General features: G+C 28.2%; 17 protein-coding genes and 1 pseudogene. All 18 read right to left on the reverse strand.

What is annotated here, in order from left to right; all coding sequences use genetic code 11:
• Window positions 1-24 precede the first annotated feature (24 nt).
• On the reverse strand, window positions 25-1,560 hold the full coding sequence (locus HMPREF9629_RS07500; protein WP_009525783.1) for a BCCT family transporter: 1,536 nt from the start codon (window positions 1,558-1,560) through the stop codon (window positions 25-27).
• A 14-nt stretch (window positions 1,561-1,574) separates the two neighbouring features.
• A complete protein-coding gene (locus HMPREF9629_RS07505; protein WP_009525784.1) occupies window positions 1,575-2,996 on the reverse strand; it encodes an aminotransferase class I/II-fold pyridoxal phosphate-dependent enzyme in 1,422 nt (473 codons plus the stop codon).
• Between the two features lie 235 nt (window positions 2,997-3,231).
• Window positions 3,232-4,617, reverse strand: a complete 1,386-nt coding sequence (gene scfB / locus HMPREF9629_RS07510) for a thioether cross-link-forming SCIFF peptide maturase (RefSeq protein ID WP_009525785.1) — start codon at window positions 4,615-4,617, stop codon at window positions 3,232-3,234.
• Window positions 4,618-4,683: 66 nt separating this feature from the next.
• Window positions 4,684-6,750, reverse strand: coding sequence for a sulfatase-like hydrolase/transferase (locus HMPREF9629_RS07515; RefSeq protein ID WP_009525786.1), 2,067 nt, complete (start codon window positions 6,748-6,750; stop codon window positions 4,684-4,686).
• Between the two features lie 111 nt (window positions 6,751-6,861).
• Window positions 6,862-8,445: a sugar phosphate nucleotidyltransferase gene (locus HMPREF9629_RS07520; RefSeq protein WP_009525787.1), complete on the reverse strand. Its 1,584-nt coding sequence runs from the start codon at window positions 8,443-8,445 to the stop codon at window positions 6,862-6,864.
• A 41-nt stretch (window positions 8,446-8,486) separates the two neighbouring features.
• Window positions 8,487-10,313: a translational GTPase TypA gene (gene typA, locus HMPREF9629_RS07525; protein WP_009525788.1), complete on the reverse strand. Its 1,827-nt coding sequence runs from the start codon at window positions 10,311-10,313 to the stop codon at window positions 8,487-8,489.
• A gap of 221 nt (window positions 10,314-10,534) precedes the next feature.
• On the reverse strand, window positions 10,535-11,089 hold the full coding sequence (locus HMPREF9629_RS07530; RefSeq protein ID WP_009525789.1) for a DJ-1 family glyoxalase III: 555 nt from the start codon (window positions 11,087-11,089) through the stop codon (window positions 10,535-10,537).
• A gap of 124 nt (window positions 11,090-11,213) precedes the next feature.
• Window positions 11,214-12,053: a peptide chain release factor N(5)-glutamine methyltransferase gene (gene prmC, locus HMPREF9629_RS07535; RefSeq protein ID WP_009525790.1), complete on the reverse strand. Its 840-nt coding sequence runs from the start codon at window positions 12,051-12,053 to the stop codon at window positions 11,214-11,216.
• Between the two features lie 23 nt (window positions 12,054-12,076).
• Entirely contained in the window at window positions 12,077-12,940 is an 864-nt protein-coding gene (locus HMPREF9629_RS07540) for a DUF1385 domain-containing protein (protein ID WP_009525791.1), read from the reverse strand.
• A complete protein-coding gene (locus tag HMPREF9629_RS07545; protein ID WP_009525792.1) occupies window positions 12,937-13,320 on the reverse strand; it encodes a 23S rRNA (pseudouridine(1915)-N(3))-methyltransferase RlmH in 384 nt (127 codons plus the stop codon). Before HMPREF9629_RS07545 ends, HMPREF9629_RS07540 begins: the two co-directional genes overlap by 4 nt.
• Before the next feature lie 63 nt (window positions 13,321-13,383).
• Window positions 13,384-14,616: a hypothetical protein gene (locus tag HMPREF9629_RS07550; RefSeq protein WP_009525793.1), complete on the reverse strand. Its 1,233-nt coding sequence runs from the start codon at window positions 14,614-14,616 to the stop codon at window positions 13,384-13,386.
• A 536-nt stretch (window positions 14,617-15,152) separates the two neighbouring features.
• Complete coding sequence (locus tag HMPREF9629_RS07560; protein ID WP_009525795.1) at window positions 15,153-15,623, reverse strand: hypothetical protein; 471 nt, start codon at window positions 15,621-15,623, stop codon at window positions 15,153-15,155.
• A gap of 238 nt (window positions 15,624-15,861) precedes the next feature.
• Complete coding sequence (locus HMPREF9629_RS07565; RefSeq protein WP_009525796.1) at window positions 15,862-16,323, reverse strand: flavodoxin; 462 nt, start codon at window positions 16,321-16,323, stop codon at window positions 15,862-15,864.
• 286 nt (window positions 16,324-16,609) lie between these two features.
• Entirely contained in the window at window positions 16,610-18,538 is a 1,929-nt protein-coding gene (lysS, locus tag HMPREF9629_RS07570) for a lysine--tRNA ligase (protein WP_009525797.1), read from the reverse strand.
• A gap of 35 nt (window positions 18,539-18,573) precedes the next feature.
• Window positions 18,574-19,068, reverse strand: a complete 495-nt coding sequence (gene greA / locus HMPREF9629_RS07575; protein WP_009525798.1) for a transcription elongation factor GreA — start codon at window positions 19,066-19,068, stop codon at window positions 18,574-18,576.
• 207 nt (window positions 19,069-19,275) lie between these two features.
• Window positions 19,276-20,273: pseudogene (gene dusB, locus HMPREF9629_RS12675) on the reverse strand (tRNA dihydrouridine synthase DusB).
• Complete coding sequence (locus HMPREF9629_RS07585) at window positions 20,254-21,030, reverse strand: type III pantothenate kinase (RefSeq protein ID WP_009525801.1); 777 nt, start codon at window positions 21,028-21,030, stop codon at window positions 20,254-20,256. Before HMPREF9629_RS07585 ends, dusB begins: the two are co-directional and overlap by 20 nt.
• A gap of 176 nt (window positions 21,031-21,206) precedes the next feature.
• Window positions 21,207-22,685: a glutamate--tRNA ligase gene (gltX, locus tag HMPREF9629_RS07590; RefSeq protein ID WP_009525802.1), complete on the reverse strand. Its 1,479-nt coding sequence runs from the start codon at window positions 22,683-22,685 to the stop codon at window positions 21,207-21,209.
• Between the last annotated feature and the right edge of the window lie 14 nt (window positions 22,686-22,699).

Genomic DNA, 22,699 nt, shown 5'->3' on the forward strand with positions numbered 1-22,699 from the left:
TTATAATTCATAAAACTATATATCTCATTTATCATATTCTGTCAAGTATTTGTTTGCATCTTTAAAAAAACTTATAATTATAAAAATGATAATAATTCCTATAGGGAATGCAGCTATAATTGATATTGACTGTAAATTATACATAGAATTTTTAAAAAAAATCAAAACTATTGGAAATAATATAAATATTATTGACCAAAATATTTTATTTTTTTTATCAGCTTCCATTTCTATATCAGGCATATTATAAGAATATACAGAAGCTATAATTACAAGTGCATCAAAAGTGGTTACATAAAGCATAATCATTGTAAGAACTAAAATTATAAGAGCTATATTTGGAAATGGTAATGTATCAAATATTTTAATTATTGCTTCAGAATAATCACTTGTTTTAGCTATTATTCCAACTATATCCAATTTATTATTTAACTGTAATGAAAGTCCATAATTACCCATAACTATGAAAGACATAAATGTTCCCAAAATACCATACATATAAATACCTAAAATGGTATCCTTAATAGTTCTTCCTTTGCTAATTTTACCTATAAAAAATGGTGTTGCGACACACCATACCATCCAATATGACCAATAATATATTGTCCATTTTTGTGGAAAATATGTCTCACGCAAAGGGTCTAACCATGTAGACATTAATATAAAATTTTGTACAAGATTTCCAATAGCAGAAAATCCTGTTTCTAAAATATATACCGTTTCACCACCGGCAAATAAAAAATATGCTATCAATAAAAAAAATATATATGAACTATATTTAGCCAGGTTTGATATAGTCTTCATTCCAGATAGTACAGCAATTGTATATATAACAGCTATTATAATAAGTATCAATATTGTAAAAATAGTTGTATTTTGTATGTAAAAAAACTTGCTGATTACTTTAGATAATAATGGAGTAGCTAAAGAAAATGTAGTTGATGTTCCCGCTATCAAAGAAAAAATAGCTATTAAATCAATTATCCTGCCACAAATACCATCTATTTTCTCTTTAAAAATAGGTCTGCATGCTTCTGAAAACTTCTGACATTTTCTATTTCTTACATGAACCATGAAACCGAATGAAACGGACAAAATTACATAAAATCCCCAAACAGTAGGTCCCCAGTGAAATAAAGGATATGTAGATGCCCACAATTGCAAACTGCCTAAATTTTGAATATATGGTTCATTATAATATAAGGACCATTCACACAAAGAAAAAAACAAAATATCTGCCGCCATAGTAGATGTAAATATCATAGTACCCCAAATAAAAGATGGGTATTCTTTTTCATCACTTTCTTTTCCAAGTTTAATCTTCCCATATTTAGAAAACGCAATAAAAATTGTACACAGAAATATTCCTAATCCTAAAGCAGCATAGTAAAGTCCATAATTGTCAGCCAGAAAAAATCTTAATTTTTCCAATATAATTTTAGATTTTTCAGGAAAAAAAGCAAAGATTGTACATAGAAATATAAGCAATATCAAAGATATTATACCTACTTCTCCAAATATATCTATAAGACTGTTATTTGAATCGGATTTTTTTCTCATAATAACCTCTCTAATCATCCCATAAATAAGTCTATTTCAACATTATTCATTATATTGCTCACATACCTTATATGCTCGCTATTTATAATTTCATGTTCTGATACTATCGGTACTCCTGGAGGATATGAATATATTGATTTTTTACAGTTTTCTCCTATATTTTCTTTTAAGTAATTTAAAATGCTAAGCTTTTTTTCGTATGCATTTTCTTTAAAAAAAACATCTTTTCTATCTGTATATAAACTAATACCCTTTATATTTAAATATTTTTTAGAGATGTGTTCAAATGCTTTATATAATAAATTGAATTCATGCTTTGTATGAAAAATATTACATATAAACACTATACTTTTTTCATTTACCATTTCAGGAAGTATTTTATACTCTTCTTTTAAAATTTTATAGGTGTTTTTTATGTTTGGTGTAGAGATTACAATTCTTGAAAAATCATCATTGTTTAAAATTTTAACATAAAAATTTTTATCTGATTTTTCTAACATTTTATTTAATGTTTTTATATGCATTTTAAAATTCTCTATATTATTTTTAAGATTCTTATATAATTCTTTTCCGTATTTTTTCAAAATATTATTAGTAAGTTCTATATTTGCCAGCAATATATACGATGGACTTGTGGTTTGAAATATATTGAGTTTTTCTTGCAATTTATCACATACATAATCGTTTAAACTATTGTTTGCAAACATTAATGCTGTTTGATTTAACGTAGGTAATGTCTTGTGAAAACTTACTACCATAATATCTGCCCCATTATATATGGCATTTTTTTGAAAATCTTCACTATATATATAATGCGGAGAATGTGCAGAATCTACAAGCAACAGCATCTTATATTTATGTGTTATTTGCGCAAGTTTTTCTATATTTTGATTTTGTCCATAATAATCAGGTGATGTAATTACAACAGCTTTTGCATCCTTATTTTGGTTTAATATATTTTCAAATTTAATTAAATCCATTTTTTCGAATATGTCAAACTTGCTATTTTTTTCAGTATCGATATATACAACAGATAAATCATTTATTTTACAGGCATTATACACTGATTTATGCGAATTTTTTTGAATTATTATTTTATCTTTGTTTTTAGTAACCGCACAGACCATTGATAATATACCTACAGTTGAACCATTCACTAAAAAATATGCTCTTTTTGCTCCAAAATCTTTTGATAATATTTCTTGAGATTTTTGTATAATTCCATTAGGATTTGCAAGATTGTCAAAATTATTTACTTCTGTTACATCAAAGGAAAATATATCTTTTTCAAATTCTTTTAACAAGTCAAATACTTCTTTTTGCATGGATCTATAGTCTTGTTTATATACAAGTTGTAAATGTCCAGGCATAAAAAATTTTGTATAGTTTTCTTTTTTGAATAATTTCAATTCATTTATTATTGGTAAGTTATCCATATCATTTATAAACAATTTTTTAATTTAAAAAAATAATTATAAAAGCAAATTAAACCTTAAAATTCCAATATATTATTAACTTACGCTAATATTTTTTTAACTATAGAAATTTACATTATAATAAAATTTAATTGGCTTATTTTTACTACGTAAAAAAGTTTTAACATTATACTAATATTAGTATAATGTTAATTCTGTATTAAAAAATTAAAGAAATTTTTGTTTAAAGCTATTTCTAATTCGCAACATTTTCAGCTATAACCTTGTAAGCTTCTATCATTATTGCACATTCTATTCTTTTTCTTTGCATTATACAGCCTATTTCATAAGGTTTTTGAATATCATCATTGAAATTAATCGCATTTGCATGACAGCCTCCTGAACAATAATATCTTGCCCAGCAATCTTTGCATTCATCTTTCGTAAGTACATTTGCATTTCTGAATTTTGTTTGCAAATCTTGAGGTAGTTCTAAGTTTTTATCAAACAAATTACCCATTTTATATTTTTCATTTCCTACAAATTGATGGCAAGGATATATATCACCTGTCGGTGTAATCGCAAGATATTCTCCTCCTGCACCACAGCCACGAACTCTTTTTATTACACAAGGTCCTTGTGTCAAGTCTACCATAAAGTGGAATAATTTAAAATCTTCTTTATTTGCTTGCATATCAGCATATTCTTTTGCCAAATTTTCGTATTCTTCCAATATTTGTGGTAAATCTTTATGTCTGATTGCATATATATTTTCTTCTTCACCCACTACAGGCTCTATTGATGTAAGCGCAAATCCTAAATCTTTATATTCCATAACATCTTTTGAAAAATCAAGGTTCTTTCTTGTGAATGTACCTCTTACATAGTAGTATTTATCTTTTGGTCTATTTTTAATAAGTTTTTGGAATTTTGGAACTATCAAATCATAGCTTCCTCGTCCATTTATGAGAGGTCTGTTTTCATCATTTATTTCTTTTCTTCCATCAAGCGACAGTACAACATTGTGCATATTTTTATTTATATAGTCTATTTTGTCATCACTTAGTAACACTCCGTTAGTGGTTATTGTAAATCTAAAATTTTTTCCTTTTTCCTCAGCAATTTTATTTCCATAATCTACGAGTTTTTTTACAACTTCAAAATTCATAAGAGGCTCTCCGCCAAAAAAATCCACTTCAAGATTTTTCCTATTGCCACTGTTTTCTACAAGGTATTCTAAAGCTTTTTTTCCAACTTCAAAGCTCATTATTTCCTTATCACCACCGAAATCTCCTTGCGAAGCAAAACAATAACTGCATCTCAAATTACAATCATGAGCTACGTGCAAACACATGGCCTTTATAACATTTGTATGATTAGATACTATTATATTGTCTATATAATCATTATCTGTATATAGTTGTCCATCATCTCTAAGTGCATTAATTTCTTCAAGTGCTTCTTCAATTTCATCTTTTGTATAGCCATATTTTTTGCATAAACCTTCAGATGTAATATTATATGCATCTTCTACTATATCATAACTTATATCATCAAAAATATGAACAGAGCCGGAATTTATATCAAGCACTATATTCAAATCATTCATTTTGTATTTGTGTATCAGTTTGTCAATTTTCATTTTATATTTCCTTTAATCACTGTTTATATTTTAAAAAATTTATACTATATTTTATATATTAACCATCTAATATATAATACGATCTTTTATTCTTTCTAAAGCAATATCTGTATAATATTTAATTTTATCATCATCATTTATAACATTTAATTCACTATCACAGAGATATGTTTTGTAATCTCCTATTTTTACTCTACCGTCAGTAGTTGCTAAACCTTGTGTTTCAAAATAAAAATACTCTTTTTCATTTTTAAAAGACACTCTGTACGGTCTGTTTGAATGAAGTGATTCTGAAATCACAAAATCACGCTTTTTACCTCCAAAAAATTCAGGTAAATTACTGTCTTTATTATTTAAGTCAGCGTTTAAGTCGGATATTTTATCCATTATACTTATATAGTCTACTGCTGATATATATTCATCACATATATATTTTTCTTTAGTAACACCTTTTATAAGTAATGGTACATTGGTTCTATTGTCATTAAGGAAGAAATTATCTTTTTCATCATTAAGATATCCTTGACCATGATCAGAAAATATTGTCACTACAATCTCATCATCATTAAAATTTTCCTTAATATGATTAAATAAAATTCCAAGATACATATCTAAATAACTTATTTGTTTTAAATATCTCGCTTTTTTGTTATCATCAGAAGATATCATAACTGATGTAGAATCAATTTTACTTCCTTGCATATTCTCAAAATCAATTTCTTTTTGAGTGCATACACTCAATCTGTAATTATCAGCAATATCGTGCAAATCAGCAATACCTAAAAATAAATATTGATTTGTATCTTTAAATAATTCTATATTATCTATTGCCTCTGTTATTACTTCTTGTACACCCATTCTTTCTCCATATATAGCATCGACAACTCTATCAAATCCTCTTATATATCCCATATCAGGAGATGTTCTCCAATCTCCATCTATCTTTGTATTAACGAATTTTGAGTTTTTGAATATTTCTGCTAATGTCAACGTGTCTTTAGGCAAAAATTTAACTGCCAAGCTTGTATACATATTATGATTAATCAGATATTGACCTGTAAAATATGATGCCATGGACGGATATGTCCATTCTGCATTGGAATGAAAATTATTGCAAATTATACCATCAGAAAAAAATTTTTCAGTTTTAGGCATTAGATTTTTAAAACCTTCCTGTTTTACAGTATTCCAACATAACCCATCTATGAATATACTAATTATCAACTTTTTCTTATTATCATCTGAATGTAACTTTATAGGCTGTGCAATTAAATATTTATTATTTTTTATCTTTATATCCTCATCAAACTTATAATAGTAAAATACATTAGGCTGTTGAAAAATTTCATAAGTTTTACCATTTTTTTCTATCATAAGATTATTTTCATCTTTTAATAATATAGGAAGCAATACTTTTTCACTTATTTTTAATATACCGTCATCATTATTTATATCATCATTTAACCTATCTTTCAATATTTTTAATATTTCCACTCTTCTATACGCTTTTGTATTTTCAAAAACAATTCCAATCCTACTGTAATATCCTACAAAATATGATAAATCATATCTTAAATTCTCTCCAAAATAAATCTGTCCTTTCCAACACCATGGCTCCATTGCGTCTAATTCAAAATTTATATTGTGTTCTTTACTATAATTTGCCAATTTTTTTCTTAGTTCTAATAAAAATGCCAAATTTTCGGATGATTCTGCCACTTTAATTTCTTTATCCAACCTATTGCTTAATTCATCAATTTTTTTTGTTATTAATGATATATGTTTTTTATAGGTTTCTCTGGAATCTTTATCATCAATTTCATTAAAATCCATTAGATAATTCATTGCCATAATTTTGGCTCTATTGTAAAATATAATGGCATTAATAGTATCTTTTTTATATTCATACACAAGTGCTAAGTTGTATAAAATATCAAAATTAAATATATTTATATCATATCCTCTAAGAAGTGTTTTTTCAGCATTATATAAATCTCCTACCATAAAATAATAGGAAGCTTTTATTGAATATATATCAAAATCATAAGGATATTCAAGTTCATATTTTTTTATGTCATCTAATAGTGAGTCTATATTTCCGATATTTAAATTTTCTAAAATTTTGCTTTTCATATTAAAACAACTCCATTAATTAAATAATGAATTAATTTGAAAATTCAATTTTTTATAAATTATAAAACTGTATAATAGTTATAATTAAGCGGAATATTTAACATTTTGCTGTTAAATAGTTAAGTCAACATCTAATTTAGCATAATCATACATAGATTTCAAATAGTCTTTTAATTCATTATTATTTTGCATATATTTCCCCCAAGTATACCATAGTAATCCGCCACATACCGCAAATAATATAGCTTTTTCGTATGAATACTTTGGTATTTCTTCTTCTGCAAAATATATATTGACTAATTCTCTTATTTGTTCAAAATTATAGTCACTGTATATTGCATACATAGCTATATCAATCATAGGGTCTTGCATAGCTGCATATTCAAAATCTATTAATTTCAAACTGTTATCTTCTGTAATCAAAATATTATCTCTAATTGCATCTATATGGCAAAGACATACATTCATCGGCAACTTTTTAATAAATCCCAATATTTTAAATATTTTTTCTTTTACTTGCTCATAATCTTCAAAAAATTGTACACCTTTTTCTTTTGCAAGTCTTTCATAATATAACAAGTTTTCTTTAATATCAAAATATTTATCTATTTTTATATTTTGATTATGAAGTTTTTTTATCATTTGAATAGCTCTAAATACTTCTTCTTTTGAAGCAGGATTTATAACTCTTGCATTATAAAAAAATTTTGATATTTTATGTCCTGTTTTTGGATCAATATATATTACTTCGTCAGATATGTGTAAATTTTTTATTTTTTTATAAACAAGTGCTTCTGTATACCTGTCAATTATTTTATGAGACATCTCTCCACTTACACGATATATATAACTTACATTATCTATATCAAATCTAAATGAATCATTAGTCATACCTAATTTTTGACTAACTATATTGGTAATTTTTTCTTGTTTTACATCAAATACTTCTGATATTTTTTTTATTATTGCATCTTCACAATTATTTTTATATCTTATATCAAAATTTCTTAATTGTTCAAGACTTTTAAATTCGTATACATTATTTTCTTTTTCTTTTTTTGCATATATCTCAAATTCATTTATATTATCTAATAGTATTTGTTCCCAAAGACAATTTGAAATAGCACTATGTTCTTTCTCCAATTCGCAAGACATTTCTTCTAAAATATTTCTAAATTTTTCGGAAAGTTTTTCATCAAAAAATACTGCCCCATACATATAATATTGATTGCTTTTAGCAGTTTTTGAGATAGATATTATTTTATCATTATGGTCTAATGTTAATCCCCATTCATTTTTATCTGCTTGTGATGATACTGCGCAATACCAAGCATTATATTCAATATTTGAGAAAATATTATTTACATAGTAATTGTCACAAGACAATATATAAGTATTTCTCAACAATTTTCTGGCAATATACATGCTGTATATATTATTTTTAGTGAGATAATTTTCATTAAATAGTAGCTTAACTATTCCTTTATATTTATCAATTAAAAAATCATAATCTTTTGATAAATATCCTGTTATTATTGTTATATCATTTATTCCTGCCTTAATTAATTGCCTGATTTGTCTTTCAACCATTGTTTCACCTAAAACATCTATTAATCCTTTATGTTTAGTATATGTCAATGGCGAAAACCTGTCTCCAATTCCGGCAGCAAGTATTATGGCATTATCAACTTTCATATTTTACACCAACCTGTTTTCAATCAATGCAAACTTCAAAATTAATTTTTCGATCTTGCTTTTGCTCTTTGTGCTTTATCTAATATTCTTTTTCTTATTCTCATTGATATTGGTGTCAATTCTATAAGTTCGTCATCATCTATAAACTCCAACGTTTCTTCCAATGACATTTTTTTTGCAGGAGATAATCTTAGCGCATCATCTGAACCTGACGCTCTCATATTTGTAGCTTGTTTTCTTTTGCACACATTTACATCTATATCTTCAGGTCTTGCATTTAATCCTACAACTTGACCTGAATATACTTTTTCTCCCGGTTCTACAAATAAAATCCCTCTTTCTTGTGCATTATAAAGCCCATATGTTACTGCCACTCCTGATTCAAATGCTACAAGAGAACCTCTTGATCTTGTTTCTATTGCACCTTTGTATTCGTCATATTTGTCAAATAACGTATTTATTATTCCGTTTCCTTTTGTATCTGTTAAAAATTCGCTACGATATCCTATGAGACCTCTTGTCGGTATAGAAAACTCAAGTCTTACATATCCGCCTTTACTTTGTATCATATTTTTCATTTCGCCTTTTCTAAGCCCCATTTTTTCCATTACAGAACCCATAAATTCTTCAGGCACATCTATTACAGCTATCTCCATAGGTTCAAGTTTTTTTCCGTTTATATCTGTTTTAAACAATACTTCCGGCTTAGATACTTGAAATTCATAGCCTTCTCTTCTCATAGTTTCCATTAATATGGAAAGATGCAATTCTCCTCTTCCTGATACTTTAAACGCATCTGCTGAGTCTGTTTCTTCAACTCTCAATGAAATATTTGTATTCAACTCTTTTTGTAATCTGTCTTTGATTTGTCTTGATGTTACAAATTTACCTTCCTGTCCTGCAAATGGAGAGTCATTTACAGAAAATGTCATAGCTATTGTAGGTTCGGAAATATTGACAAATTCAATAGTATTAGGATTTGAAGGATCTGTCAGAGTATCACCTATTTGTAAATCTTCTATACCTGATATGGCAACTATTGAACCCATTTTTGCCTCAGGAACTTCCACTCTCTTTAAACCATCATATTCATACAATTTACCTATTTTAACTTTTACTTTTTTATTTTCATCAAGATGATTCATAAGAAGCATTTCCTGATTTACTTTTATAATTCCGCTTTCTACTTTTCCTACTCCTATTCTACCTATATATTCATTATAATCTATCGTTGATATGAGCATTTTAGGAGGAGCATCAAAGTCACCTTCAGGAGCAGGCATATATTTTAAAATAGCCTCGTACATATCTTCCATATTATCTTTTTTCACAGACAAATCATCTGTTGCCCAGCCACCTATGGCAGATGCAAATATAAAATGTGAATCAAGATATCTTTCGCTTTCATCCAATTCCAATAAAAGTTCCAAAACCTCATCGACTACTTCTTCAGCTCTACCCTCAGGTCTATCTACTTTATTTATACACACAAGCACAGGTAAGTTTAATTCCAATGCTTTTTTTAACACAAATCTTGTTTGTGGCATAGGTCCTTCAAAAGAGTCAACAACAAGAATAACGCCATTAACCATTTTAAGCACACGCTCAACCTCTCCTCCAAAATCAGCATGTCCCGGAGTATCTATTATATTTATTTTTGCATTTTTATAGTGAATAGCTGTATTTTTAGAAAGAATTGTAATACCTCTTTCTCTTTCAAGGTCATTTGAATCCATAACTCTATCTTGCACTTCTTGATTTTCTCTAAATATACCGCTTTGTTTTAACAATGCATCTACAAGTGTAGTTTTACCATGGTCAACATGGGCTATTATAGCAATATTTCTTATATCTTCTCTTAATGACAAATTTCAACATTCCTTTCAAAAATGATATTAATACTAATTCAAAACTATATCAATATATTAATAATAAGCATTAAAATATCATAAATCCAAATAATAATTTCATTATATAATTGTTTTATTATAATCGGATATTTAATAAATTAATAGTATTAAAATATTTTTATAAACACAATTAAGGGATTTCCTCATAAACTTAAGAAAATCCCTTAGTAATAAATCTTTTACATCATTGCTAATAAAATCTGGTTTTCTATTTGCTGTCTTTTTTCTTCTCCTTCAAGAGCTTGTATTATTTCAAGGGCAAAATATACTGTTAAAGCCGGGCCTCTTGATGTGATTAAGTTGCCGTCAACCACAACTTTCTCTTCAAGATAATCAAATCCACCTTCAATATTTTTGAAAACTCCGGGATATGAAGTTATTTTCTTACCCACAAGTATTCCTGCTTCATATAGCACAGTAGGCGAAGCACATATTGCACAGACTAATTTATCTTCATTGAATACTTTTTTTACTTTATCCAACAATTTTTTATTTTGCCTCATTGATGTTGCATTATCAGAGCCCCCTGGAAAAATATACGCATCATAGTCATCAGATGTTTCATCCATCAATTTATCCATAGCTACATCTATATCGTGAGCTCCCCTACAAATTTTATTATCAATAGTGGAAATCATATCTACATGAATGTCAGCACGTCTAAGGTAGTCTACAACTGTAAGTGCCTCTACCTCTTCAAATCCGTCAGCAAAAAACACAGCTGCTCTTTTCAATTCACTACCTCCATTCAAATTATAAAACATTAAAATAAATTCATATATGTTTAAAATAAAAAATTTTATTTAAAAATTTTATCATATTTTTATTATTTTTTCAACATCATTTCAATACTTTTATTCAACTTTGATATACTACTGCTCTTTCATTGTTGTTGTAGTCTCTGATAATTTTTATATCTCCGCTAAAATTATATTTTCTGAACAAATTTTTTAAATCTTCTCCTTGATTATAGCCTATCTCAAAAAAAATAAAAAAATCCTTTTTTAGATATTTTTTACTTTCTTTTAAGATTTCATCATAAAAGTAAAGTCCATCCTTTCTTCCGTCAAGTGCATTTATAGGCTCAAAATTTTTGACTTTATCTTCAAGTGATTTTATATCATCCGTTGGAATATATGGAGGATTTGATATTATAAAATCAAATTCATGTATTTGCAAATTTTCATAAAGATTTGAATTTATAAGTAATATCCTATCTGATACACCTAAGTTTTCAGCATTTTTTCTGCTTAATAAAATTGCTTTCTCATTTATATCTATACATGTCATCTTCAAATTTGGAATATTTTTTAACAATGATACGGATATTATACCGCTACCTACGCCTATTTCCAAGCCATGCAATTTTTTATCGAATTTATTCAAAGCATTTATGCTTTCTTGTACTAAAAATTCAGTATCACTTCTTGGAATCAATACGCCTTCTTCTACAAAAAAATCTAAACCGAAAAAATCTCTTACTTTGGTTATATAATGTATGGGTTTTCCGGTTTTAAGTTCATTTATGCCTGATTTTACATAATTTTCGTCTTCCACGCTTATCTCTTCATCCAAGTTAAGTTTAATGTATAATCTGTCTTTTTTTAACACATGTGCAATCAATAATTCTGTATCTATATATTTTTCATCACTGTTCAATTCATTTATACAATATGTGTATATCTGTCTTATTGTCATAATTGAAGTACCTTTCAATACTTTTATAATACTTTTTTGAGTGCCGCTATAGCGACTTCTATTTGCTCATCTTCCGGTTCTTGTGTAGTTATTTTTTGCAACATCATTCCAGGGAATATCAATAAATTTGTAAGTATATTACCTGATTTACCTGCCAATTTAATCACTTCGTAAGATATGCCTGCTATTAATGGTAAAATTATAATTTTGGTAAACACTCTTATAATTATGCTGTCTACTTGTATAAATGAACTTACAAGTATCGAAATTATAAGTGTCACCGCTATAAAATTTGTTCCACATCTTGGATGTAATCTTGGCATTTTTTTGATATTTTCTACAGTTAATTCAAGACCTTTTTCATATGCAAATATACTTTTATGTTCTGCACCATGATACATAAATACTTTTTTCATATCAGGCAATTTTGATATTATAGCTATATATGATACAAAAATAGATATTTTTATAAAGCCTTCTATTAAAGAAAATAAGATACCGGAATCTTTTTCAAAAAATTTTGTAGCAGTAGCAGGAATAAATAAAAACATAAAAATCGCTAAAAATATTGCTAATGTAAATGATATTATACTCATAAAGTTTTCTATCTTTAAATATTTTTCTAAAAACAGCTCAAATTTGCTCTTTTTATCATCTTCATCTTCAAAAAAAGATGCTGAATAATTTATATCCTCACTACCTTCAATTACAGATGTTATAAGAGAGTATATTCCTCTTATTACAGGGATGTTTTTAACAGGATTTTCTTTCAGTTTTTTTGTAGTTGTTATTATTTCTCCTGTATGTTTTCTTATTGATATTGATTTTAATTCAGGGCTTTTCATCATTATGCCTTCTATCAATGCTTGTCCACCTACATTTTTCATTTATGATAAACCTCATTGTTATTTATTTTAAATGCTCTATATATTTGTTCTAAAAGCATAATTATCTCCATTTCATATGAAGTTTTAAGCTTTGTAACAGATATTTCAAAATCGTCGTGAGATGATATAATATCATCCGTTAAAAATACTATGTTAGAGTATCCACTTGTTAAAATACTGCTTATTTTATCTGCAAAATCTGTTGATGAAATAGTGTTTGCCTTTTTTGAAATTCTTATAACATATTGTTTGTTTTGTATAGAAAAAATTTCATTTTGTATATTTATGTTGCAATATTTTTTAATTCTATTAATATATTCTGTTTTCAAAGGTTTCAATAATTCATTATTTATACGTTTTTGATAAATTGTTATATTCAATTTTTGTTCCTTTTAATTATTAATACATAATAATATTTTAAATCGATTAATAAGTATATAAAATCACTTATAAGTAAATTCATATGTTCCTACACTGAATGTCTTTCTACTTCCATCTTCGTCAGCTATACGTTTCCATCCGTGTCCCATAGATGGTTCTTCTATTAATTGAAATATAGTTCCTTCCGGTGAATCATTCGCTTTGCCGAGAGTTGTCAAAAGTGTTTTCGCTTCTAAAGGAATGACCGAGCTATTACCATCATTGCTGTCTACTTCTGTTAATAAAAATATTTCTCCATATATTCCAAGCGTTACTCTAAATCCTTTCTCTGTTCGCTCCACCATTGAACCGTTATGGTTTGAAATAATCTCCTTTTCTTCTACCAAGTTACCTGTATCATAGTCAGTATTATAGTAGGAGTTGTCATAACCGTTTAATTTCAACCATTTAGATAAATCATAATACTTTGGAACATGGTATTCATTGATAATATAGTGCCCATTTTTTTTAGAATCTTCAATCAGACGATCATCTTCAAAAGATGAGAGAAAACCGAGATTATTACCGGATAAATCATAAAATCCTATATCAACTGTATCAATACATGGAAAATTTTTAAAAATTTCGTTCGGTGTTTCTCTAAAAAAATGATAAGATATGTGAGACTTAGCCACTGCATTACAATCAAAAGCAACAAACTCATTTTTACTTGAATGTCCAAGAGTGTCTTTTACTATTTCTATAAGCTCATCATCCTTTACACCATATGGCAACATATCCCCAATCATTTCAACTTCTTCATTTTCTAAGCGTTTACCTGTCTTATTATCAAAATTATAAACTTTTAGCTTAACTACAGAGCCAAATTTAGAAAGAGTTGGATTAGAATAAGAGAAATCTTCAGGCAGTTTCTCAATTATCATATCACAAGCCATTTGAACACAACGCTTTAAATTATCTCCGCTATCTGTGTAAAGCATATCATTTCCAGAATCGTAAAAGAAATTAAAAGTTTCAACATCGGCTTCATCCTCTGAACTTTTTCTAACACTTGCCTTTCCTTTCAGACAATTGGTTAAATTTCTAAAAGGTTGGTAAATACTGACTTCCAAAATCTCTACATTTGGCATTTCACTTGCAAAATAACTTTCCAAATCAGATTTTAAGTATGCTAATACACTTTCGTAATTGTCTTGGTTGTAATCATTAGGCCCCCACATCTTGCAAGCTGTTAATGTAAGTATTACAAGTGTTATTGCTGCAATATATGTAAATAAGTTAAAAGTTTTTTTCACATAGACTCCCCCGTATAGACTTTAGTTTTTACTATATTAGAATATGGTTTTATATTTCTTCTATCTCTATCCTTTGAATTACAAATCTTTGTACAATTATATATTTTTTGACGATTTATGTCAACGTTGTTATATTATCAGTAATTTAACAGTAATAGTTTATATTCAAAATATTTTAAAAAGGAATAAATCTTATGCAATAATACAGTAAGTATTTCGTCAAGCATATTTTTGTTAACGCTTGTCTTTTTAACTTCCTTTCCATTTTTGAGCAATAAAAACAGTAAACCATTTTGATTTACTGTTCTTCATAGCCTTATAAATTTAATTGTATTTGTTATTTAATCTTTTTTGTTCTTATTCCTAATATCTTCCAAAGTATTCCAACTTTCTGCGTTATTATTTTTATTTAATCCAAATATTTTCTTGAAAGCAGATATAATCAAATCTATTCCATTTACCCAAATTCGTGTAATAACAAACCATACTATACAGATGGCTAAAAAGATTAAAAAATATATTATCCAATTCATAGCTTACTTTCCTGAAAATTTCTTAAAGAATATATCAAACTTATCATATTCTTCCGGCTGATATATATAAGCAAGAAATTTTTCATCATTTTCTGCTAAAGTTGCAAATTGAGTATAGCCTGCCATCAATCCTCCTTGATGATAAATCGTATACATACCTGTTGCAATTTTTGCTTTTTTAATATTGTCTTTTTTAAAAATTTCAGCTTCACTACAGCCCTCAAGCTCCGGAGTTGTTTGTAGTAGTGCTATGCTCATATCAGATTCACGATAACCTATAATTAAACTTGTATATGTGTATGTAGTTTTACGAGCTAAAATATAATCACTGTTTTTTATATTCAAGCCATACCCATAAACAATATCATAGGAGTGTCCATCTTCCATAACTCCATTAAACAATTCTCTTAATCTGCTTTTGTTTGCGTCTGACTTTTTAATATCCCATTCCTTCTTTTTTCCAAACCAGCCCATAATACATTCCTCCCGGATAATTATAATTTCGCCTTATAAGATTTCAATATATTAAAAGCGAAGTTAGTATTTATAAACTAATTCATTATACCATTTTGAAAGCAATTTTTATAGTCTAAAATTGTGGAATTGTGTAATAAATTTCCTACTGTCCCTTTTTTATAACTGCTTGATTTATCGTTTTTAATTGATATGCTTTAGTTTTTTATTTAATTATTTTAATTAGTGAAACCGGGAGTTACAAATTACTGTCTAACCATGTTTTAAGTTCATCAAAACTGTAATCTCCTTTTAATGCTATTCCATCTTTTATAATTGAGTGATTACATTCCTTTTTATAATCTTCAATCATTCTCCCAAAACCACCTCCGCCATGTGTACAAAACGGAATTATGGTCTTTCCACTTAAATCAACCGTTCTTAAAAACGATAAAACGGGTGGAGCAAAAGTTTTAAGCCAATTAGGAGAACCTACAAAAATCACCTCTGCATTTTCAATACTTTCTGCCCCTTGAATAAGAGGAGGACAATATCCTTTTTCAATTTCTTCTCTTACTTCTTTTACAGCTGTATTATATGAAAAGGAATAAGGCTTTTGTGGTTTAAGTTCTCTCAAATCCCCATCTGTAATCAATGCAATATCTTCTGCTAATTTCCTTGTTATTCCTGAATATGAATAATATACAACTAAAGGATTCAATGAAATCACCTCCTTAACTTCTAACTTTATCAGTTTATTTTCAACTTATTTGTTAATTAATTTTAAGCTCGAACATTATTTATAATTGAAAATATAATCATACTAATACTAAAATCTTATAGAATAATGGAAAATAATAACAATTAATTTTTCTGGTAGAGTATGTATATTAATTTTATATAATTATACAAGTTATCCATAATTTTATTAGAAAATAGTATAAAACATAAAAAACTGAGGCCAAATTATTAAATTCAACATCAGTCTTTTATAATAAATTCTTATTTTAATATATTTTTGCTCCAGCAGGTATATTTCCATCCAACATAATAAGATTTAACGCTTCTTCACCATTATATTCATATACTGCAGATAAAAGCATTCCTTGTGACGGTTCACCCATCATTTTTCTTTCCGGTAAATTAGTTATCGCAAGCAAAGTTTTACCTATTAATTCTTCAGCACTATAGTAATTTTTTATACCTGATAAAATTATTCTATCCTTTTCTGTTCCATCATCTAATATGAATTTTAATAATTTATTTGACTTAGGAACTTCTTCGCAGTTTTTAACCTTAACTACTCTAAAATCTGACTCAGAAAATTTTTCAAAATCTACCATATCTTCAAATAAAGGCTCTACTTTCACTTTAGATAAATCTATTTTCTTCAAATCTGTAATAGATTCATTGCAAGATTTGTCATCTTGAGATGATAAATCTTGATTTTCAGCCATTTTTTTAGCCATTGGCTTCATTGTAGGGAATAAGATTACGTCTCTTATACTTGCTGAATTTGTAAGTAACATTATTACTCTATCTATTCCAATTCCAAGTCCACCTGTAGGTGGCATACCTACTTCTATTGCATTCAGAAAATCTTCATCAAGCATTTGAGCTTCTTCATCCCCAAGCTCTCTTTGTCTTAATTGAGCCATAAATCTTGCTCTTTGGTCTATAGGATCATTCAATTCTGAAAATGCGTTTGCTATTTCCCAAGTATTTACAAATGCCTCAAATCTGTTTGTTATTCTCGGATCATCAGGATTTCTTTTTGAAAGTGGTGATATTTCTACAGGATGATGTGTTATAAATGTAGGTTCTATCAATTTTTCTTCACAATATTTTTCAAATATAGCTGATATTACATGACCTCTTGTCATTTCAGGTATTATTTCTACAGCATGTTCTTTTGCCAATTCAACCGCTTCTTCATCTGTTTTTATAGTGTCAAAATCTATATTAGCATATTGTTTTATTGCATCTGTCATAGATAATCTTCTCCAAGGCGGTTTTAAGTCTATTTGTTTGCCTTGATATTCTATAAGCGTTGAACCTGTTGCGGCTTCAGCCATATATGCAACAGCTTCTTCTGTAAGTTTCATTATATCTTCATAGTCTGCATATGCCTGATATAGTTCCATAGCTGTATACTCAGGGTTGTGTTTCATATCCATTCCTTCATTTCTAAACATTCTACCCATTTCATATACTTTTTCAAATCCGCCTACTATCAATCTCTTAAGATATAATTCATTTGCTATTCTTAAATACATATCTATATCAAGAGTGTTGTGATGAGTTATAAACGGTCTTGCGGCAGCTCCTCCGGCAATAGTGTTAAGTATAGGTGTTTCCACTTCTATAAACTCTCTTTGCTCCAAGAAATCTCTAAGAGCTTTTATAGCCTTGTTTCTTGTTAGGAAAGCCTCTTTTACTTCAGGATTTACAATTAAATCAACATATCTTTGTCTATATCTAAGATCCATGTCTTTAAGACCATGATATTTTTCCGGTAATATTCTAAGAGATTTTGACAATAATTGTATGCTTGACGCTTTTATAGATATCTCATCTTTTTGTGTCTTAAATACTATTCCGGTAACACCTACTATATCTCCGATGTCAAATTCTTTAAATTCTTTATAAAGATCTTCTCCAAGTTGATCTTTTCTTACATAACTTTGAATTCTTCCGTCTTTGTCTTGTATATCAATAAAAGTTGCTTTACCGAAACTTCTAAAACTCATCATTCTTCCTGCTACTGATACTTCTTTTCCGTCAAAGTCTTCAAAATTATCTTTTATCTCTTTAGAATGATGTGTTTGATCAAATTTTTCTATTTTAAATGGATCTTTGCCATTTTCTTGCAATTTTAATAATTTTTCATATTTTAATCTCTCTATTTCATTAAGGATTATTTGTTCGCCTTCCATTACTCCTCCTAATTTGGATAAATTTATGCTCTATTTTAATATGCTATTGACAAAATTTTTAGTTTTGCTATTCCATCAGGCACTTGTACATCTACTTTTTGTCCTTTTTTTGTGCCTAAAAGACTTTTTCCTATTGGAGATTCATTTGATATTTTACCTTCTGAAGGATTCGCCTCTGCACTACCTACTATTGTATACTCTTCTTCTTCTACTTCTCCATCAGGATATTTTATGAAAAATTTAACAGTAGAGCCAACATTTACAACATTCATCTTCATATCGGACTCTGATATTATCTCAGCTTTTCTAAGTATGTTTTCAAGTTTTGTTATTCTTTCTTCTAATTGTGCCTGTTCGTTTTTAGCTTCGTCATATTCTGCATTTTCTGATAAATCTCCAAAAGAGCGTGCTACTTTAAGTTTATCTGAAACTTCTTTTCTTCTGACTGATTTTAATTCTTCGAGTTCTTTTTCTATATTCTCGTATCCCTCTTTTGTAAGTATTATATAATTTTCATTTGGTGTAGACATTAATTGCAGCTCTCCTTTTTTCAATATTAAGTTATAGCTAATTGCTTTTAAAAGTTTATACACAAATTTAATATATATTTGTGTAAGTATAATCAGTATTATTTGTTTTTTATAAATGATATTAGCCTTAATATTGACTAATTTATATAAAAATATTTTGAAATAATAACTGAATTATAAGCTTTAAGTAAGAATTATATACCATTGCTAATTTAATGTCAAGCTTTTGGAAAAATCAGAAAGTATCTCTATAACTTTTTTATATGACAGTTCTGTGTTTATAGCATTTTTTATGGAACATGAGTTTTTTATTCCCTTTAAATAACAGTTGAGTTGTTTCCTCATTTCTCTAACTGCTGTACTTTCTCCAAAAATATCTATGGCTTTTTTATAATGCTTCAATGCTGTAACTATTCTTGTATAATCATCTATTTCATCATAAACACCATTTTTAAAGAAGTCATTTATCTGAGAAAATATAAACGGATTTCCTTGTGAGCCTCTACCTATTAAAACAGCATCACAATTTGTATATTCAATGATTTTTTGAACATCTTCCGGTGATTTTACATCTCCGTTTCCTATTATAGGTATACTCAAATTTTCTTTTATCTCTTTTATTATATCCCAATCCGCTGTGCCACTGTAATACTGATTGGCTGTTCTTCCGTGTATTGTTATCGCATCTGCACCGCTATCTTGCATTAATTTGGCAAATTCCAACGCATTTACAGATTTTTCATTTATACCTTTTCTTATTTTTACAGTTATAGGCAATTTTGATACTTTTTTTTGTCATTTTTCACTATTTCAGCTGCAAGCTCAGGAGTTTTCATAAGTGCACTGCCGTCACCGTTTTTTACTATTTTAGGTGCAGGACAACCCATATTTATATCTATATGTGAAAATATACCGAGCTGATTTATTATTTTAACAGCCCCTGTCATATATTCTACTTCGCTACCGAATATTTGAACTGCTATATCATATTTTTGACCTTTTACATTCAACATAGAAAACGTCTTTTCATCTTCATAACACAATGCTTTCGCATTTACCATTTCAGTAAAAGTCAGTTTTGCACCGAATTCTTCACATATAGTTCTAAACGGTAAATCCGTATAACCCGCCATAGGAGCCGGTATTGCAATAACATCTTCATACAGTTTATAGCCTATTTTTAAATTATTGTTTATTTTTTTCATATATTATTCTTAAGCCTTCTAATGTAAGAGTTTTATCCACTTCTATTTCATGAATCGATTCATTTACAATAAGCTGTGAAAGTCCTCCTGTCGCTATTATATTGTATTCTCCTTCTTTCCAACCGAGCTCTAATAACATCTGAGACACTATTTTATCTACAAGTCCTAAGTAGCCATAATATATACCGCTTTGTATTGCACTTACAGTATTTTTTGCAACTACATTCTCCGGTTTTTTTATTTCTACTTTTGGCAATTTTGAGGCATTTAAAAACAATGCATCTGCTGATATTTTTATCCCAGGAGTTATAAGTCCTCCCAAATAATCTCCATCTTTAGAAACACTGCAAAATGTAGTTGCCGTACCAAAATCTATCAATATGAGATTTGATTTATATTTTTCATATCCCGCTGTTGCATTCACTATTCTATCTGCGCCTACTTGTGAAGGATTTGTATATTTAATATTTATTCCAGTTTTTATTCCCGGTCCTACTATATACGGTTTTTTCTTACAAAACTTAAATGCAAAATTATCTAATGAGTGCATTACCTCTGGTACTACTGATGATATTATAACATCATCTATGTCTGAAAATTTATAACCTTCTTCTTCTATGAGCATTTTTACAAATACTCCATACTCATCAGATGTCATAGTCGGATCTGTACCAAGTCTGAAACTGTGTTTTAAAATTCTTCCTTCATAAAGCCCGAAAACAAGATTTGTATTGCCTACATCACATACTAAAAGCATTCTTTTCTCCAAATAATTATAAGTTTATTTTTATACTAAGTAAAATTATTATATACTCAAAGTAAAAAAATCATATAAATTATATATATCAATTAAACGAATATTAGTATTACTTGCCAGTAATACTATGGTGTATCTAAAAAAGTATTATACCTTTCAGATACACCATATATATACTAAAATATATATTGTTTTGTCTGTTCAAGACGTTTAAGCAATCTTTGTTTACCAATCAGTTCCATTGACTTATGAATATCAGGTCCATGAGTTTGACCAGTTATTACAACCCTAAGCCCCATGAACAGATTTTTACCTTTTATTTTCTGTTCTTTCAATTTTGCAAATAGATTGTCTACAAATTCCGCATTTATAATATCCGCATTTTCTATTTCAGATTTTACAATTTCATAAAGTGTTTTCATATGTTCCAATTTCATAAATTGAATGGCTTCATCTTCAACATTTTCTATATTATCTAATAAGAAAGTCTTTATTTCATCCGGAAATTGTTTTAAATAGCTGAGTCTGTCTCTTATTGTATCCATAGCCAAATGTAGCCATTTAGAATTTTTTTCGATATCCTCTTTTGTCATCAAGCCTGACTCTTCAATAAATGGTATTGACAATTCTACAAGTTTTTCTATCGGATATTCTTTTATATAATGTGCATTTACCCAATTTAATTTAGCAACATCAAATACACCACCACTGCTTGAAACTCGTTCTAATGAAAAGTTTTCAACGAGTTCTTCAAGAGAGAATATCTCTTTATTTTCTTCAGGAGACCAACCGAGCAGTGCTATATAATTTATAAGTCCTTCCGGTAAATAGCCTTTTTTTCTGAAATCTTCTACTGCCACATCGCCTTGTCTTTTTGACAATTTTTTCTTATCCGCATTCAATATATTAGGAAGATGAACAAAAGTAGGTTTTTCCCAACCGAACATTTCATACATCATGACGTGCTTAGGTGTTGAAGTAAGCCACTCTTCTCCTCTTATTATATGTGTAACTTTCATAAGATGATCGTCTACTACAACCGCAAAATGATATGTAGGAAAACCATCTGATTTCATAAGCACCTGATCGTCAACTGTATCAGAATTTATAACGACTCTGCCTCTAACCACATCATCAAACGCTATATCTACATTTTTAGGCATTTTTAATCTTATTACATATTCTTCTCCATTTGCAATTCTTCTTTGTATTTCTTCTTTTGGTAAAGATTTGCAATGTCCGTCATATTTAGTATCTTCACCTCTTTGTTTTTGCTCTTCTCTTAAATTTTCAAGTCTTTCTTTTGAGCAAAAACAATAATAAGCATGACCTTTTTCAACTAAGATATCTATATATTTTTTATAGATATCAAGTCTTTCTGATTGTATATAAGGTCCGTCTTCTCCTAATTGCGTTATTTCATTTTTATCAGATATACATACACCTTCATCAGAGCTTATATTGGCCCATTTAAGAGAAGTTAGCATAGACTCTATCGCACCATCTACAAGTCTTGTTCTATCTGTATCTTCTACTCTTAATAAATAAACTCCATTGTTCTTCTTAGCATAAAGATAATTATATAATGCTGTTCTCAAACTTCCGATATGAACAAATCCGGTAGGAGAAGGTGCAAATCTTACTCTAACTGACATAAAAACCTCCTGTA

This window comes from Peptoanaerobacter stomatis (genome assembly GCF_000238115.1).
GTDB lineage: Bacteria > Bacillota > Clostridia > Peptostreptococcales > Filifactoraceae > Peptoanaerobacter > Peptoanaerobacter stomatis.

Excerpts from the sequence above, each read along its gene's own strand:
- HMPREF9629_RS07500 (WP_009525783.1), bottom strand. The coding sequence starts at position 1,560 with ATGAGAAAAAAATCCGATTCAAATAACAGTCTTATAGATATATTTGGA.
- HMPREF9629_RS07505 (WP_009525784.1), bottom strand. The coding sequence starts at position 2,996 with ATGGATAACTTACCAATAATAAATGAATTGAAATTATTCAAAAAAGAA.
- scfB (WP_009525785.1), bottom strand. The coding sequence starts at position 4,617 with ATGAAAATTGACAAACTGATACACAAATACAAAATGAATGATTTGAAT.
- HMPREF9629_RS07515 (WP_009525786.1), bottom strand. The coding sequence starts at position 6,750 with ATGAAAAGCAAAATTTTAGAAAATTTAAATATCGGAAATATAGACTCA.
- HMPREF9629_RS07520 (WP_009525787.1), bottom strand. The coding sequence starts at position 8,445 with ATGAAAGTTGATAATGCCATAATACTTGCTGCCGGAATTGGAGACAGG.
- prmC (WP_009525790.1), bottom strand. The coding sequence starts at position 12,053 with ATGACAATAAGACAGATATACACATATTGTATAAATGAATTGAACAGT.
- HMPREF9629_RS07540 (WP_009525791.1), bottom strand. The coding sequence starts at position 12,940 with ATGAAAAATGTAGGTGGACAAGCATTGATAGAAGGCATAATGATGAAA.
- HMPREF9629_RS07560 (WP_009525795.1), bottom strand. The coding sequence starts at position 15,623 with ATGGGCTGGTTTGGAAAAAAGAAGGAATGGGATATTAAAAAGTCAGAC.
- lysS (WP_009525797.1), bottom strand. The coding sequence starts at position 18,538 with ATGGAAGGCGAACAAATAATCCTTAATGAAATAGAGAGATTAAAATAT.
- greA (WP_009525798.1), bottom strand. The coding sequence starts at position 19,068 with ATGTCTACACCAAATGAAAATTATATAATACTTACAAAAGAGGGATAC.
- HMPREF9629_RS07585 (WP_009525801.1), bottom strand. The coding sequence starts at position 21,030 with ATGCTTTTAGTATGTGATGTAGGCAATACAAATCTTGTTTTCGGGCTT.
- gltX (WP_009525802.1), bottom strand. The coding sequence starts at position 22,685 with ATGTCAGTTAGAGTAAGATTTGCACCTTCTCCTACCGGATTTGTTCAT.